10 protein-coding genes and 1 pseudogene are annotated in these 16,068 nt (G+C 69.9%); 6 read left to right on the top strand and 5 right to left on the bottom strand.

Features of this window, described 5'->3' with window-relative positions; all coding sequences use genetic code 11:
• Nucleotides 1-33: 33 nt before the first annotated feature.
• Together ABT085_RS10080 and ABT085_RS10075 are read right to left on the bottom strand one after the other, a co-directional pair.
• Nucleotides 34-1,530 carry a carboxylesterase/lipase family protein gene (locus ABT085_RS10080; protein WP_351604213.1) on the bottom strand — a complete coding sequence of 499 codons (1,497 nt, stop codon included), beginning with the start codon at nucleotides 1,528-1,530 and terminating at the stop codon, nucleotides 34-36.
• 42 nt (nucleotides 1,531-1,572) lie between these two features.
• Nucleotides 1,573-2,220 carry a TetR/AcrR family transcriptional regulator gene (locus tag ABT085_RS10075; RefSeq protein WP_351604211.1) on the bottom strand — a complete coding sequence of 216 codons (648 nt, stop codon included), beginning with the start codon at nucleotides 2,218-2,220 and terminating at the stop codon, nucleotides 1,573-1,575.
• A gap of 1,189 nt (nucleotides 2,221-3,409) precedes the next feature.
• Here ABT085_RS10075 and ABT085_RS10070 point away from each other — a divergent pair.
• Entirely contained in the window at nucleotides 3,410-3,967 is a 558-nt protein-coding gene (locus tag ABT085_RS10070) for an HXXEE domain-containing protein (RefSeq protein ID WP_351604268.1), read from the top strand.
• 521 nt (nucleotides 3,968-4,488) lie between these two features.
• Here the strand turns inward: ABT085_RS10070 and snpA are convergent.
• Nucleotides 4,489-5,253 (bottom strand): snapalysin, encoded by a 765-nt coding sequence (gene snpA / locus ABT085_RS10065; RefSeq protein ID WP_351604209.1) that lies wholly within the window; start codon nucleotides 5,251-5,253, stop codon nucleotides 4,489-4,491.
• Between the two features lie 810 nt (nucleotides 5,254-6,063).
• On the opposite strand from snpA, the gene ABT085_RS10060 reads away from it, so the two are divergent.
• The gene (locus ABT085_RS10060) at nucleotides 6,064-6,669 is read left to right on the top strand and encodes a TetR/AcrR family transcriptional regulator (protein ID WP_351604207.1); all 606 of its coding nucleotides are present in this window, start codon (nucleotides 6,064-6,066) and stop codon (nucleotides 6,667-6,669) included.
• 69 nt (nucleotides 6,670-6,738) lie between these two features.
• Here ABT085_RS10060 and ABT085_RS10055 read toward each other — a convergent pair whose 3' ends face one another.
• Nucleotides 6,739-8,073, bottom strand: coding sequence for an MFS transporter (locus ABT085_RS10055; RefSeq protein WP_351604205.1), 1,335 nt, complete (start codon nucleotides 8,071-8,073; stop codon nucleotides 6,739-6,741).
• A gap of 466 nt (nucleotides 8,074-8,539) precedes the next feature.
• Here ABT085_RS10055 and ABT085_RS10050 point away from each other — a divergent pair, with 466 nt between their 5' ends.
• Both ABT085_RS10050 and ABT085_RS10045 read left to right on the top strand, forming a co-directional pair.
• On the top strand, nucleotides 8,540-9,463 hold the full coding sequence (locus ABT085_RS10050) for a TauD/TfdA dioxygenase family protein (RefSeq protein WP_351604203.1): 924 nt from the start codon (nucleotides 8,540-8,542) through the stop codon (nucleotides 9,461-9,463).
• Nucleotides 9,464-9,650: 187 nt separating this feature from the next.
• On the top strand, nucleotides 9,651-11,357 hold the full coding sequence (locus tag ABT085_RS10045) for an aldehyde dehydrogenase family protein (protein ID WP_351604201.1): 1,707 nt from the start codon (nucleotides 9,651-9,653) through the stop codon (nucleotides 11,355-11,357).
• A gap of 33 nt (nucleotides 11,358-11,390) precedes the next feature.
• On the opposite strand, the pseudogene ABT085_RS10040 reads toward ABT085_RS10045, so the two are convergent.
• Nucleotides 11,391-12,604, bottom strand: a pseudogene (locus tag ABT085_RS10040) (RNA-guided endonuclease InsQ/TnpB family protein).
• Nucleotides 12,605-12,759: 155 nt separating this feature from the next.
• Here ABT085_RS10040 and ABT085_RS10035 point away from each other — a divergent pair.
• The gene (locus tag ABT085_RS10035; protein ID WP_351604199.1) at nucleotides 12,760-14,229 is read left to right on the top strand and encodes a long-chain-fatty-acid--CoA ligase; all 1,470 of its coding nucleotides are present in this window, start codon (nucleotides 12,760-12,762) and stop codon (nucleotides 14,227-14,229) included.
• Nucleotides 14,230-14,452: 223 nt separating this feature from the next.
• A partial coding sequence (locus ABT085_RS10030) for a SpoIIE family protein phosphatase (RefSeq protein WP_351604197.1) occupies nucleotides 14,453-16,068 on the top strand: 1,616 nt, incomplete at its 3' end.

Below are 16,068 nucleotides of genomic sequence, written 5' to 3'. Positions count from 1 at the left end.
AACGAGCCACGTGAAGGCGGGCGGCGCGTGCCCTCAGCGCAGCCCGTCCCACAGGGTCCGAAGACTGCTGTGCGGGTCGTGACCGGTGGTTGCCGTCGCCGCGAAGCGACGGACGATCCGCTGCGGAGCACCGTAGGCGGGCCAGCCGGGATCGCCGGTGGTCGCGAAGGAGACCCAGGCGGCGTGCATGCTGTCGGCGATCGCCTGCGGCGGGTGGTCGCCGAGCAGGGGTACGAAGGCCGGGTCGGCCAGGTTGTCGAAGACGAAGGGGACGTCCAGCGCATGGCACGCGCCCAGCGCGCCGTCGAAGGCGGGGGAGGGCCAGGCGAACTCGTAGACGAAGGCGCGAGCGCCGTGGCGTGTCTGGGCCTCGGCCAGCCGCAGCGCGGGCAGGCGGTAGAACCAGTCGGTGGCGATGTCCGCGAACACCTCGCCGGGGCTCGCTCCGGGGACGGCCGCGCGGTAGGCGGCGACGCCGCTCCCGGGCGGCAGGCCGTACTCGGCGGCGGTGCGTTCCACGAGCTCGTCGGTCACCAGAGCGCTCAGCCCGGAGGGTACGGTGAACAGGCGGAACTCGTCACTGGTGCAGCCCATCAGGACGTCGACACCCACCGCCGCGCCCGCGGCGATCGCGTCCATCGGTGCGCGGGGGAGGGTGTCGTTGTCGACCACCGGTTCGAAGGGCATCAGGTTGCGTGCCGCCTCACCCCACAGGGCCGGGTCGGGGCGGGCGGAGATCTCGCCGCGTAGCCGGAGCTGCGCGGCCAGCAGCCGGTCGACGGGCACGGCGGCGAGGGCGGGCCGGGTCGGCGGTACCTCGAGGATCGCCGCGAGGCGGGCGGCGACCAGGGCGGCGCTTTCGGGGGAGAGCGCGTGATGGGCCGCTCCGCTCTGCAGCGCCGCGCGGTGGAAGAGGCCCTTGGCCGCAGGCATGGCCAGCAGGGCGCCGATGCTCATGGCGCCGGCCGACTGGCCGAAGAGGGTGACGCGGTCGGGGTCGCCGCCGAAGGAGGCGATGTTGTCGCGGACCCACTCGAGCGCGGCGATCTGGTCCAGCAGACCGAGGTTGGCCGGTGCGGGGTCGCCGGGACCGAGGTGCAGGAAACCCTCCACGCCGAGACGGTAGTTGAGGGTGACCAGGACGACGCCGTCGCGGGCGAACGCGGTGCCGTCGTAGCCGGTGAGTGAACCGCTGCCGTTGGTGAAGGCCCCACCGTGGAGCCAGACCAGGACCGGCAGCCGTCCGGCCGGTTCCGGGGTCCACACGTTGAGGTTGAGGAAGTCGTCGCCCGGGACGAGTGTCTCGGGGAGCAGGCGGTCCATCGGCGGCGGGTACGGTGCCTGGGGCGCGGTGGGGCCGTACGCGTCGGTGTCACGGATCCCGTCCCACGCGGCCGGCGGCCGTGGCGGTGCGAAGCGCAGCGGCCCGGTGGGAGCGGCCGCGTAGGGGATGTTCCTGAAGACGGCGATCCCGGCAGGGCCGGTGACACCGCGGACCAGGCCGTGGCGGGTCGCGAGGACCGGTCGCATGGGCACTCCTTCGCGCAGAGGGGGTACGGGGAGCCGGTTCGCTCAGTGTCCGGCGCCGGCGATGCGCAGGGCGAACTGCGCGTACTGTTCGACGACCTGTTCTCGGGTGCGCTGGAGGGCGGGGCCGAACCACTGCGCGACCTGCACCCCGAGGCCGCCGATCGCGGTGACCGCCAGCAGCGGGTCGTCGAGCTCGAACTCGCCGTTCTTCATGCCCCGTTCGAGGACGTCGGCGAGCAGGCGGCGGCATTCCTCGCGCAACCGGAGCGAGGGCGCGGCCAGTTCGGGTGACAGGGCATGCAGTTCGCTGTTGGTGACCACCGCCAGCAGCGGATAGTCGGTGTGGAGCAGCACATGAGCCCGGACCAGGGCGGCCAGCTGCCGGGCGGCGCTGTCGTCACGGGTGCCGTCGGCCGCTGCCGTCAGCCGGGTCCGCATCTCGTCGTGGCCGATGCGCACCAGCTCGGCCAGCACGTGCCCCTTGGAGGGGTAGTGCGCGTACAGGGTCGCGGAGTTGATGCCGACGATGCCCGCGATCTGCCGGATCGAGGCGCCGGCGAAGCCGGACTCGGCGAACAGTTCCAGCCCTGCCTCCAGGATCTTGCCCCGGGTGCCCGGCGGTGTGACGCCTTCAGGGAGGACCACCCCCATCGCGACAACCCGGCGGGGCTCCCAGTCGGGAAGTTCCACGGCTGCTCCTGAGGACTCGACAAGATGTCCAACCAATCGATTGGTTGACACCGTAACCCGGAAGCCGGATGGTGTCTCGCAACGTTCGTAAAACAACCAATCGATCGGTTGGCAACCCGGTTGCGCTGTCCGCTCCCGCAGCCCGCCGCCATCCCCGGAGGAGCCCGCCCGACATGGCATCCATGACGGGCTGCACGCAGAGGCGGTCGCAGGACACCTATTCAACGCTGCGGTGCAATGGACCAGCACGACGATGTGGCGGTGCCGGTCATTCGACAGGTCGATGAGTGGAGTCTCGCGGCCTGCCGGCCGGTAGTCAGCGGCCGAGATCGGCACGTTCCACGCCGACCTTACGGCCGTACAGGACCTATGGCCCGGCGACGGCCTGCTGCCTTCACTCACCGGCACCGCACAGCAACAACACCACTGCACTTTGCGCATCGCCCGCCTGCTGGGTGACTTGCCGTCGAGATCCCCGGACGATCGAGTGTTGCGGCGGCCGCACCGCCGAAGTCCGACGCTCGCTCAGGCTGGCCGACCACTCAAGTACGGAGGCGCGTTCGGTCTTGGCGACACCGCCCCCGGTCGCCCACGTCCGGGAACATCACCCCGGGGCCCTCGACACCGGGGAAACCCGGATGCCCGACACCGGCCCGGTCCGCTACCGTCCTCGACGTGCAGGTGCGCAGGCTGCGGATACTTCGCCTCTCAAGCGGGTGACGCGGGTTCGAATCCCGCCGCCGGCCCCGGCCGGTGTCGTCCAGCGGCCCAGGACACCTACGTCTCCGCCGCCGACCCTGATCTCTGCACACACGGCGTGAGCCGCCCGCCCGGGGGAAGGCGGGCGGCTCTGCTCCAGTCCAGCAATCTGAGCCTCGCGGAACTGCGCGACCCGGCCGAGACGGTCCACCCGCTCGGTCTCGCCGACCGGCATCACTGCGTCGGTGGTGTCGTGCGTGCGGGTCAGCGCAGCTGTGATGCGAGGCGGGGGACGTCGCCGGGGGGAGAGGTCGTGGCGGGCGCGGTGCCAGCGTGCGGGGTGGCGCTACCGGCCAGAGGTGTCACGGGCGACGTCGACACCGACCTGGGGGCGGAACTGCTCTCGCGGCGTCCGGCCTTTTCACCCACGTCGGAGCTTGTCGCCTGCGTCTCGTTCGTGGAGCCGGCTGTGCTGCGAGACTGTCTGTCCATGAGGGGACATGAGGGCGGGCAGAGTGGCATCGGTACGGGTGTGACATTCGGGTTACTGGCCGCGTGGGCAGCGCACGATGCGGAGGAAGTGACTCTCGTACCGCGGTGGCGTTCTCACGTGCCCGGGTTGCGGGGACGGTTTCCACGGGTACCGGATCGGATATGGCGGCATCTGGAGTCCGTCGACGAGCGCGAGTTCGCGACCGCCGTTGCCGGGATGGCCGTCGTGGTGGCCGCAGCGGCCGCCGACGGATACCGCACCGGCGGGCGCTCTGCCTTCTATCAGGGGGCCCTCAACGGATTCGGACTGCATGGTCTGGTGCACCTCGCACAGGCCGCCGTGGTCCGCGGATACACACCGGGCTCGGCCACCTCTCCTGTGGTGGTCATTCCCTTCACGCTCTGGGCCCGCGGCCGTCTGCGGCAGGCCGGGGTGCTGCGCCCGGCCCGTCCCCGCGACGTCGTGCAGGGCCTTGCGCTGGCCGCGGCTGCCACGGTCGCAACGCACGCGATGGCACGGTCAGTTGGCCGCAATCGCACACCACCCCGGGCTTGATCGCCTGGACGAGATTCATCGCACGTGAACACGGCCTTCACCTGGCCCCGGGAGAGGAGGAGCGGCGCAATCTCCGGATCGACGACGGGGCGATCGTGTGACGAATCGTCGGCCGACGGAGCCACGAGCGGAGAGGCGTGTGGGAGCGGATGCTGACAGCGCTGCGTGAGCACGAACGTGTGCAGCCTGGCCGCGATCACACTCCCAGCGCGGCCGTCACTGACAGCTTGGGCATTCGGGCCGGCGAACGGCCGCGGGATGCCGGCCGGGGTGCACGTGGGTGGTCACAGAGCCAGCTTCTGCTGATCGTGGCCGGGCCGGCAGTGTCGGCCCCCGGTCCGGCCCTGCGGGTCACGTTCGAGGCCACCATCCAGTCGGCCGTCGGCTTCCCCGGCTCGGCCGTGCCGGGACGGCCGTAAGAGCATCAGCGCCTGTCGCCGTTCCGCGAATGCTCAGACGACCGTCCTGGGCATGTGAGGGAAACCACCCTCGACTATGAGAGGTTTCCCACTGGAACGCGATCAGTTCCAGGGCGTGTGGCGGTGCGGGTGCCACGGGCCGTGGTTCGGCGTCACGGTCCCTGTCGACGGTGCAGCGGTCGGGCCGCCGACAGGCTGACCCGCCGTGGCCGGGGCCTGCGCGCCGCCGCTGGCCCACAGCTCGTCGACACGCGCGCGCTCAGTGGCATCGGGGTAGCGGTTGGTGCAGGACGGGCCGGGGCCGCCGCCCGACATCAGCTCACTGCACGGCCCGCTGTAGTCGTCCGGCAGGCCCAGCACGTGCCCGGTCTCGTGGGTGACGACGCGGATCGAGTCGTTCTGCCGGGTCTGGGTGTAGTCGAGGAAGATCTGGCCCCTTCCGTGCCCGTCGGTAGAGGCGTGGGACCCGCGCGCGTCGTTGCCCTCCTGGTAGGAGAAGTCGGCCCCGCTGGAGACCTCTTCGAGCTTCACGTTGGACTCGGAGCTGTTCCAGATCGCGGCCGCGCTCGATATCTGCGAACGGAAGCTCGGCGCCTGGGAGGCGTCGTAGTGAAGGGTCACCGCCTGTCCGCTGGGCTGGGCGGCGGCCTTCTCGGTGGCCGACTTGAGCACGGCGTCGAAGAACGCCTTGTTGTTCGCAGCCTCCTGTGCCGACCCGACGTACCCCGCTGCGAAGGTATCGGCGGAAGCGGACGCAGGAGCGGCCGGCTGGGCGCTCGCCGGCACCGTGGCCCCCAGCGCGCTGGAGGCGAGACCCAGGCCGAGAGCGAGGGCGAGGAGTCGCGGGGACATGCGGAACGAATTCATGTGGGGGGCTCCTACTGACTCGGTGACGCCGAGGCCGCAGCGCGCGGTCGACTCGGTGTGAATACCGGTTCCGAACTGCAGCGACGTCCTGTGGGTCGCATTTTTAGAACGGCTCGACAGGACGCGCAATGGGTCCCACTACTACGACGCTTCGTAGGCTCCAAGGCCTCGCCGGGGCGGTGCGAGGGTCTCCGGTCCGCGCATGGCGGCAGGAGGAGGTGCTGCCGCAGCGTCAGAAGCCTTACGGAATAGGGCGATGGGCGCGCGGGCCGGCGGGGCGGAATTGCGGGATGCTCAGCCCTATCCACATTCGGACTAAATCGGACAAATGCCCAGATGTTCACTGTGTCGCATCTACTAAGTGCGCCAGTTGTTTCGCGGAGCCCTGTGACCGACGTCATGGAATATGGGCTTTTTGCTGCTTTCGCACCTGATCGTCCAGGCGTCGTCCCCGCCGAGTCGCTCGCGACGCTGGGCGCCTGGGCAGGACCTGCACGCATCCGTCCGGGCGTCGTCGACTGCGACGAGCGCGCGATCCGCTTCTACCGACGCCACGGCTTCGAGATCACAGGCGAGCGATACCTGTGGCGAGGCATGCTGCCCCGCCTCGCCCGTGACGCGCGAGGCTCCGCCGGCCGCCGACCGCAGCTCAACACCGACATGGGCCCGCGGAGTGTGCCGGGGAGCGAGCGGACCCGCAGCCAGGTGTCGAAGCTCTTCGGTGGATGGCGTCGTTCGCGGGGGTTCGACCTCTGTCCGACGGTGACCTCTCGCACGCTGGGGGCTCTGCGAGCCCGGTATTCTCGGAGCATGGTCGGGGCACAGACGCAGAGGGCCGAGCGCGGACCGGGGCGGCCGCGGCAGGAGCGGGTCACGGAGGACACCCTCGAAGCAGTGATCGAGTTGGTGACCGAACAGGGTGTGAAAGCGGTCACGATGGATGCCGTGGCTGCGCGTGCCGGGGTGAGCAAGCCGGCCATCTACCGGCGGTGGCCGTCCAAGCAGGCGTTGATCATCGCAGCGGCCGAGTCACGTATCGGTCCGCTGTCGGTTCCGGACCTCGGTGACATTCGGGCCGAGCTGCGTGAGGTGCTGGCGGCGCGCTTGGTGGCGTACCGCCAGCCGGGTACGGCGCGGCTGCTGACGGAGCTGATGGCGTCGGCCGCCGAGGCGGACGGGACCCGCGGTGAGTACGTGGACTACACGGAGCGGATGATGGCCGAGACGCGCCGCGTCCTCCAGCGGGGCATGGCCCGGGGCGAGGTGCGGCCCGAGGTCGACATCCGGTCGGCCGCCACGCTGGTGGCGGCACCGATGGTGTACCGCTTGCTGGCGGAGCGCGAACTGCCCAACGAGCGCTTCGTGGAGGACTTGGTGGACCTGGTCGTCCGGGCGGTCGGTCACTCGGAGGCCTGAGGAATCGCGGGCTGTGGGTGCGGGGTGCCTGCGGACCTTTCCGCCCGTCGCCAGGGTTGACTGCGCGGTTCAGCGGTCGGCGACGACCGTCGAGGGGGTCAGCAGCCGGGCGTCGCGGGCTGGGTCCATCAGTGTCACAGCGGCCGTACCCCCCACGAGGAGCAGAGCGGCTGCGAGGAGTACGGCGTGCTGGTAGCCCGCGCTGCCCTGGGTGTCGACGAGGTATCCGGTCAGGGCCGGGGCGATCAGACCGCCCGTGGTGACCGCAGCGTTCATCAGGCCCAGTGCGCCTCCGCGCCGCCGGGCCGGTACGAGTTCGGCGACCGTCGTCACCGCGACGGTCGACATCGCACCGCACAGGCCGAAGCCGACGAACAGCAGGAGCACGGCGACCGGTCCGCGAGCGGCCTGCGACAGAGCGCCGCAGCCGAGCGCGGAGACCAGCAGGCCGACGCCGCCGACGCGGCCACGGGCCCACCGGCTGCTCACGCCACGTCGCAGCAGCCAGCCGGTCAGCCCTGCCTGACCCAGCAAGGCGATGGCGTTGATCGCCCAGAGTCCGGCTACCAGGGCGGCGGCCGTGGTGGTGGAGTAGCCCAGGCCGTCGTGCAGGTAGGAGGGCACCCACACCAGTGACAGGGCGATCATCCAGTAGGTGCTGAAGTAGCCGATCGTGGCCCCGATCCAGGTCCTGGTGGTCAGGATGCGGCGGTACGAGGGGGCGGGGGAGCTTTCTTCCTCGTCGTTGCCGGGTTCGGCAGTGACACTGTGAGCCGCGGCCTGCGATGGGCGGTCTGTTCCGAAAGCGGTCCAGATCGCCGCCCAGATCACGCCGGCGCCGGCGACGGCGGCGAAGGAGGAGCGCCAGCCGTGGTGCTGGATCATCCAGGTCAGGCTCGGCGCGGCGAGCACCACGCCGAGCGCGATACCTACGCTGAGCAGTGCTCCGGGCAGGTTGCGCCGGTTGTCAGGGAACCATGCCAGGGCGCTGTGCTGGGCCACCGGAAAGGCAGGTCCTTCCGCGGCGCCGAGCACGATCCGCGAGACGACCAATGCGGCCAGCCCTCCGCCCAGGGCCATCGGTATCTGGGCGATCGACCACAGCAGTGCCATCCCCAGCAGCACCCATCGTGGTCGCACCCGGTCCGCCAGCAGCCCGCCCATGGCGCCGCACAGTGAGAAGAGCAGGAAGAACGCGCTGTTGGCCAGTCCGAATCCGGTCGCCGAAAGGCCCAGGTCATGGCGTATCGGATCGGCCGCCAACCCGAGGACGGACTTGTCGGCGAAGTTGACCATCATGAAGACCACCAGCAACCCGGTGATCGTCCAGGCCTGTCGTCTGTGGCTGCGGCTCGTCGTGCAGGGGTCGATGAGCGTGGCGGGTGCGAGATCGGTATTGGGCACGGGGGCTCCGCGAAAGTAGCTGTTCCGGGGTACGGGTGGTCGGCGTGCGGCACGGGGAAGAGGACGTGACCCATCGGAGGTGCGTCAGTCCGCGCCGATCGCAGCGACAGAAAAAGTTACGTGCAGTATCGATACGGTTGGGCGTGACGGCAAGACCCGTGCGTTGCGATTGGCCGATGGTGACCCGAGTGGGTCGCTGGGCGCATGAGCGGCCGCGACTCGCACGGCCTCGGCGAATGAGCTCCCTTCGGGCGACTGGAGTTCGGTATGCCCGCTTTTCAGTGCGCGCAGGAGACTCGCGAGGGTTCGTCGCCCGCCTGGCGGCCGCCTTCTGCTTCGGTCACCGGGTCGAGGCCGCAGCTCTCGAGGTGGCCCAGCGAGATGATCATGGAAAGGCTCTTGCGGTCGGGTACTTCGATATCGATACTTCCGGTAACGATTTTTGGATGCGACCGTGGAGGAGCGCATGGAGATCACCGGAGCCGACAAGAACCCCCTGCTGGAGAAGCCGCTGATCCACTTCGGTCGGCGTGTGCTGGAACGGACCACGCCCGGTACGGCACCGGCCGAGTACCGGCTGCTGCAGATCGCTCCGATGACGCAACACATCGGGGCGGAGGTCAGCGGGGTGGATCTGTCGAAGCCGATCGACGCGGTGCTGGCGCAGGAGCTGCGGCAGGCGCTGCTCGAGTGGAAAGTGATCTTCTTCCGCGACCAGCACGACTTCGACGTCGACACCCACCTGGCCCTGGCCGCGGTGTGGGGCGAGCCGGAGCCGAACCCGTTCTTCCCCAAGGGCGACACCGTCGGCGTCTCCCGACTGGCGAAGGATGCGACGGCCATCGGGCAGGAGAACATCTGGCACAGCGATCACTCGTTCATGGCCGCGCCCGCCCTGGGGTCGGTGCTCCGCTCGGTGGAGGTCCCGGCGGCAGGCGGCGACACGATGTGGGCCGACATGGGCGCCGCATACGACAACCTCAGCGACGAGATGAAGCAGCGCATCGAGGGCCTGACCGCCGTACACGACTGGGAGCCGAGCTGGGGCACGTTCATGACCCCGGACCAGATCGCGGCCCTGCGCCTGACCCTGCCTCAGGTCGAGCACCCGGTCGTCGTGCGGCATCCGCGCACCGGGCGCAAGACCCTCTACGTCAACGAGCCCTTCACCACCCGCATCGTCGGACTGCCCGAGGACGAGAGCCGGAGCCTGCTGCACGAACTCGGTCTGCAGGCGCGCATTCCGGAGCTCCAGGTGCGCTTCCGCTGGCAGCCCGACTCGATCGCGATCTGGGACAACATCGCCGTCCAGCACTACGCCATCAACGACTACTACCCCCAGCGCCGGGTGATGGAGCGCATCGCGATCGCCGGCGTCCCGCTGTCCTGAGCGCCCTTCTCCTCGACCGGCACCACCCGAGCGCTGTCGGTCCACCGCAGTAACGGTCCCTGGTGGCCGTGCCGCCCCGCTCGGTGGCACGGCCACCGTCACCCTGACCGTCCCCGCCGCGACGCTCGCCGTCGCACCGCCCGAAATCCCTTTCCGACTCTGCTTGTTGGCCCCGCCAGGGAGTGACGTGAACAGCCCCGCCCTCGATACGACCGTCCTCGACCACGCTCTGGGGGAGCTGCGCCAAAACGCCGCGTTCTGGGCGACCGCGCCACTGGCCGAACGCGTCGGACTGCTGGAAAGACTCCTGCCCAGGATCCGCGACGGCGCGGCCGACCTGGCCGCGGCGGGCGCACGAGCCAAGGGATACGGCCCTGGCTCCGCGTGGGCCGCGGAGGACTGGGCCGGCGGTCCATGGGCGCTGGCCCAGCACGTCACCGCGCGGCTGCACGTGCTGCGGCGCCTGGCCGCGGACCTCGAACCACTGCACGCCGACGCGGTCCACGAACGGGACGGCCGTACCCGGGTGGACGTCTTTCCCGCCACCGGCTGGGACCGCGTGCTGCTGGGCGGCTACTCCGCCCAGGTGCGGATACAGGCGGGGATCACCGCCGAGCAGGTGCGAAGCCGCGCGGCCGCACCGTACCGGGACGGCGTGCAGCAGCCCGGTGTGGCGCTGGTCCTGGGCGCAGGCAACGTCGCCGCGCTCACCGCGACCGACATCCTGCACAAGCTCTACACCGAAGGCCAGGTCGTCATCGCCAAGATGAACCCGGTCAACGCCTATCTGCGGCCGCACTTCGAGCGGATCTTCGCCGAGTACATCCAGCGAGGCTGGCTGCGGTTCGTGGACGGCGGCCCGAACGAGGGCGCCTACCTCACCACCCACGACGGGGTGGACGCCATCCACGTGACCGGCAGCGACCGCACCCACGACGCCATCGTCTGGGGCACCGACGAACACGCCGAGCGGCGTCGCCGCGAGGACACCCCGCTGATCGACAAGCAGTTCACGAGCGAGCTGGGCGGGGTCAGCCCGTGCATCGTGGTGCCGGGACGGTGGAGCAGGGCGGACTTCCGCTTCCAGGCCGAGCACATCGTCACGAGCAAGATGAACAACTCCGGCCACAACTGCATCGCCAGCCAGGTGCTGGTGCTGCCCCGCTCCTGGCACGGAACCGACCTGCTGCTGAAGGAGATCGGACGGGTACTGCGTGCCCTGCCGGCGCGCACGGACTATTACCCCGGGGCCCACCACCGGCTTCAGGCCGTCCTCGCGGCTCATCCGGAGGCCGAACGCCACGCCGGCGACAGCCGGATACTGGTCCCGGACATCACCGACCACGACGACATGCTCCTCACCGGCGAGGTCTTCGCCAGCGCGCTGGGCGTCGTACGCCTGCCCGGAGAGACTCCCGCGCATTTCCTGCGCCACGCCGTCGACTTCGCCAACACCGTCCTCCCCGGCACACTGGGCGCGACCCTGATCGTGCACCCCCGCACCGAGCGGACCGGCTCCGGTGCGGTGGAAGCGGCCCTGGACGAACTGCGCTACGGCACCATCGGCGTCAACACCTGGTCCGGCGTCGGCTTCCTGCTGGGATACACCCCCTGGGGTGCCCATCCCGGCCACACCCGGCAGGCGATCGGCAGCGGCATCGGCTTCGTCAACAACGCCTTCATGATCGAAGACATCGAGAAGACCGTGCTGCGCGCCCCCTTCGCTCCCGCCCCGCGCGGCCTGTTCACCGGCTCGCCCTCGCTGTCGCCCAAGCCGCCGTACTTCGTCACCAACCGCACCGGTCGCACCACCCTCGAACACGTCACACGCTTCACCACCACGCCGCACCCCGCCCGACTGCCCGCCGTCCTCGCCTCCGCCCTGCGCGGGTGACCAGAAGGAAACCCGATTGACATCCTCCCTCGCCTAAAGGCGGGGGATTCCAGCGGTCGCCCGCTGGGTTTCCTGATTCATCGCCGACTGCCCGCCCGGAGAACTCCGTTGAGGTCTTACATCAGCTCCACAGGCAGACACCGCCAGCCCGGCGGCCAGCAGATTCTTCGCGGCGTTCACGTCACGGTCGTGGACCGTGCCGCAGTCGCACGTCCACGTGCGGACGTCGAGCGGCATCCTCCCCTGGAGGGTGCCGCAGGCCGAGCACAGCCTGGAGGAGGGGAACCACCGGTCCACGGCGATCACTTCCCGTCCGTACCAGGCGGCCTTGTACTCCAGCATCATCCGGAAGTCTGCCCATGCCGCGTCACTGACGGCGCGGGCGAGGCTCCGGTTCTTGACCATGTTGCGGACGCTCAGGTCCTCGATCACGAGCGTTTGGTTCTCACGCACGAGTCGGGTCGTCAGCTTGTGCAGGTGGTCGCGGCGACGGTCGGTGATCCGGGCATACACCTTGGCGACTTTGCGCCGGGCCTTGGCCCGGTTGGCGCCATCCCCCTTCGCCTTCCTCGCCAAGCGCCGCTGGGCGAGCGCGAGGCGGGCACGGTCACGACGCCCGTGCCGCGGGTTGGCGATCTTTTCACCGGTGGACAGGGTGAGCAGGTGCGTCAGACCGACGTCGATACCGACCGCCGTGCCGGTGAGGGGCAGGGGCTTCACGGTCGGATCCTCGACGAGGAGGGACACGAACCAGCGGCCGGCCGCATCCTGCGACACGGTCACCGTGGTCGGCTGCGCGCCCTCGGGCAGCGGACGCGACCACACGATGTCCAGAGGCCCGGACATCTTGGCCAAGGTCAGCTTCCCGCCGCGGAAACGGAACGCACTGGTCGTGTACTCCGCGCACCTGCGGGACTTCTTGAGCGACTTGAAGCGGGGATACTTCGCCCGCTTGCCGAAGAAATTCGTGAACGCCACCTGCAGTGCAGGTGCCGCAACGCCTGCTGGAGCGGAACACTGGACACCTCGTTGAGGTAAGCCAGTTCCTGCGTCTTCTTCCAGACGGTCAGCATCGCCGACGTCTGGTTGTAGCTGACCCGCTCCTGCCGCGCCCACGCCTGCGTACGAGCTTCGAGCGCCATGTTGTAGACCTTCCGCACACACCCGAACGTGCGCGACAACTCGGCCGCCTGCGCATCGTCCGGGTAGAAGCGGTACTTGAACGCCCGCTTCACACGAGTGGCCATACCTCACAAATTAACACAACAGCCCGTGAATCCACGGGCGTTCACCGGGGTGCACGCCGAACCGCCCTGGAGGCGATTCGGCCTTCCCTGCCCTGCTCCGCAAAAGTCCGATTCCTCCCCGGCCTGAAGGCCGGGGTATCCCCGGAGGTATCCCGATGAACCTCAACGACTTCCTCACGCGCGCTGCCCACGCCCACGGCGACCGGGTCGCCGTCGAACTCGATGACCAGCAGCTCACCTACGCCGAACTGCACGCCCTTGCCGGCCGCAGCGCCGCGCTCCTCACCGCGCGCGGCGTCCAGGCCGGCGACCGGATCGGCCTGATGCTGCCCAATGTGGTCGAGTTCCCCGTCCTCTACTACGGCATCCTGCGCGCCGGCGCCGTCGTGGTGCCGATGAACCCGCTGCTGAGGCAACGCGAGATCGCCCACTACGTGCGCGACTGCGACATGACCCTGCTCCTCGCCCACCAGGACGCCGCCGACGAAGCGCGGCGGGGTGCCCAGGGCGCCGCGCCCCCCATCGTGCCGGTCGCACGCGGGAGCCTGTCGGACCTGCTCGCCGAATACCCCGCCATGGCGCCGGTCACCGGCCGCAGGGACGACGACCTCGCCGTCATTCTCTACACCTCCGGCACCACCGGTGTTCCCAAGGGCGCCATGCTCACCCACGGCGGACTGGCCCGAAACTGCGAGATCACCGCGCGCCTGCTCCGCCTCACCCCCGACGACGTCATGATGGGCTGCCTGCCGCTGTTCCACGCCTTCGGGCAGGCCTGCGCCATGAACGCCGCCGTGATCGCGGGCGCTCGGCTGACCCTCCTCTCCCGCTTCCACCCGGGCCAGGCTCTGCGCCTCATCGCCGACCGGAAGGTCACGGTCTTCGAGGGCGTACCGACCATGTACGCCGCCCTGCTCGCCGAGCACCGGCTCGACCCCGGTGGCGAGGCGGCCTCGCTGCGCCTGTGCGTCTCCAGCGGAGCCTCCCTGCCGGTCGAACTGCTGCACGGTTTCGAAGCCGCCCTCGGCTGCTCGGTGCTCGAGGGCTACGGCATGTCCGAAACCTCTCCGGTGGTCTCCTTCAACCACCTGGACCGCCCCCGCAGACCAGGCTCGGTGGGCACCCCCATCGAGGGCGTGGAGATGCGCATCCTCGACCCGCAGGACGGCGTGGGGGAGCTGTGCGTGCGCGGCCACAACGTGATGGCCGGCTACTGGGGACGCCCCGACGCGACCGCCGAGACCGTCGTGGACGGCTGGCTGCACACCGGCGACCTGGCGCGGATGGACGAGGACGGCTACTTCTACATCGTCGACCGCAAGAAGGACCTCATCATCCGTGGCGGCTACAACGTCTACCCCAGAGAGATCGAGGAGGTCCTCTACGAGCACCCTGCCGTCGCGGAGGCGGCGGTGATCGGCGTTCGCCACGACCTTCTCGGCGAGGAGGTCGCCGCCGTGGTCGCCTTGCGTCCCGGCAGCCGGGCCGGCGCCGAAGAACTGCAGGACTTCGTGCGCCGGCGGGTGGCTCCGTACAAGTACCCGCGTGAGATCCGGCTCGTCGACGCCCTGCCCAAGGGGCCCACCGGCAAGATCCTCAAGCGTGAGGTCGGCGCCGACGTCTGAGCAGCGCCCGAACACGACCCCGCCCGGCCGATCTCCGAAACCGATGCTCGGCCGGAGTGGCGGCCTGCCGGGGGGACGGCATTGATCACCGGGCCGGACCTCCCCGTGCCTGCCTACCCTGGGACGGAGAGGGATGTCGACAGCGAACGACGGGACCCATGGGATGGGCGTTCCGGCCGAAACACCCGGTCGCAGCTGGAGGGCGTATGCGCCGGCGGGGCCCATGCCGCACGAGGTGGACCTGGCGATGCTGGACGCGCTGTTCACACAGTCACCGATCGGCGTGGCCGTGTTCGACACCCAGCTGCGCCTGGTCCGTGCGAACCCTGCGCTGGAACGCATCCATGGTGTGCCCAACGCCGAGCTCCTCGGCCACCGGCTCAGTGAGGTCCTGCCCGGGCTCGACGTCGCCGCGATCGAGAGCCGGCTCGCGCGGGTCCTGGAGACGGGCCTGCCCGTCGTCGGCAGGGAGCACCGTGGTCGTACGCCTGCTGATCCGGGCAGGGACCACGTATGGATGACGTCGTCGTTCGCGCTGACCGGACAGGACGGCAGGCGTCTGGGCGTCACAGACCTGGTCATGGACATCACCGACCGTCACCGGGCCCGTGAGCGACTGGCCCTGCTCGACGAGGCCAGCGCCCGCATCGGAACGACACTCGACGTCAGGCGCACGGCACAGGAACTCGCCGACGCGCTCGTCCCGGGCCTGGCCGACCTCGCCTCGATCGACCTCCTGGACGACGTCGTCACGGGCGAGGCGGCCACGTCCTCGGGTGCCGGCGACAGGGCGCTGCGCCTCGTGGCCCGCAAGGCCGCCCGTCCGGGGCTCACCGAAGGGCTCCGGCTGCTCGGGGAGCGTCAGGAGTTCGGTCCCGACTCACCCCATGCCCAGACCCTCTCCGATGGGCAGCCCCGATTGCTGACGGCCGTCGGCCCCGACGTCGACTGGGTCCGGAACTCTCTCGATCCCAGGACCCAAGCCATGCTGGCGCACGGGACCCACTCCATGATGGTGGTGGCCTTGCGTGCCAGAGACACCGTCCTCGGGCTGGCTCATCTGTACCGCACGGCGGCCTGCCCGGACGCTTTCGAGCCCGACGACCTGGTCTTCGTGCAGGAACTCGTCGTCCGTGCCGCCGTCTGCGTGGACAACGCCCGCCGCTACACCCGTGAGCGTGCCGCCGCCGTGACTCTCCAGCAGAGCATGCTTCCGCACAGCGTCCCTGATCAGAGTGCCGTCGAGATCGCGCACCAATACCATCCGGCCCACGCGCACGCCGGGGGGAGCGGCTGTTGGTTCGACGTGATCCCCCTCTCCGGCGCCCGCGTGGCCCTCGCGGTCGGCGACATACCCGCCACGGGTGTCGAGGCCGTTGCCTGCATCGGGCAGATCTGCTCCGCCGTACGCACGCTCGCCCACATCGACCTCGCCCCCGACGAAGTACTGGCGCGGCTCGACGACATGGTGCCGCGGCTGGTCGAACGCGAACATACGGCGGGGTCCGCAGCCATTTTGGAGAAACTCGTCGGGGCCACCTGCCTGTACGCGGTCTACGACCCCGTTTCCCGCCGCTGCGTCATGGCGAGCGCCGGACATCCTCCGCCCATCGTTTCCGATCCGGCCGGCCAGGTCCACTTCGCGGATCTGCCCTCCAACGAGCCCTTGGGACTGGGCGATCCCGTCTTCGAGCCGCACGAGATCGAACTGGCCGCGGGCAGCACCCTCGTGCTGTACGGACGAAGCCTGCTGGCAGCAGCACGCCACGCAGACCGGGCACTGCAGGAGCGGCTCAGCGCGCTCATCGCACAGAGCCGCCTTTCGCCGAACGACATCGG

This window comes from Streptomyces sp. NPDC002265, assembly GCF_040296125.1.
Taxonomy (GTDB): domain Bacteria; phylum Actinomycetota; class Actinomycetes; order Streptomycetales; family Streptomycetaceae; genus Streptomyces.
The sequence above is the reverse complement of the archived record's forward strand: the minus strand, read 5'-3'. Positions and strand labels throughout refer to the sequence as shown.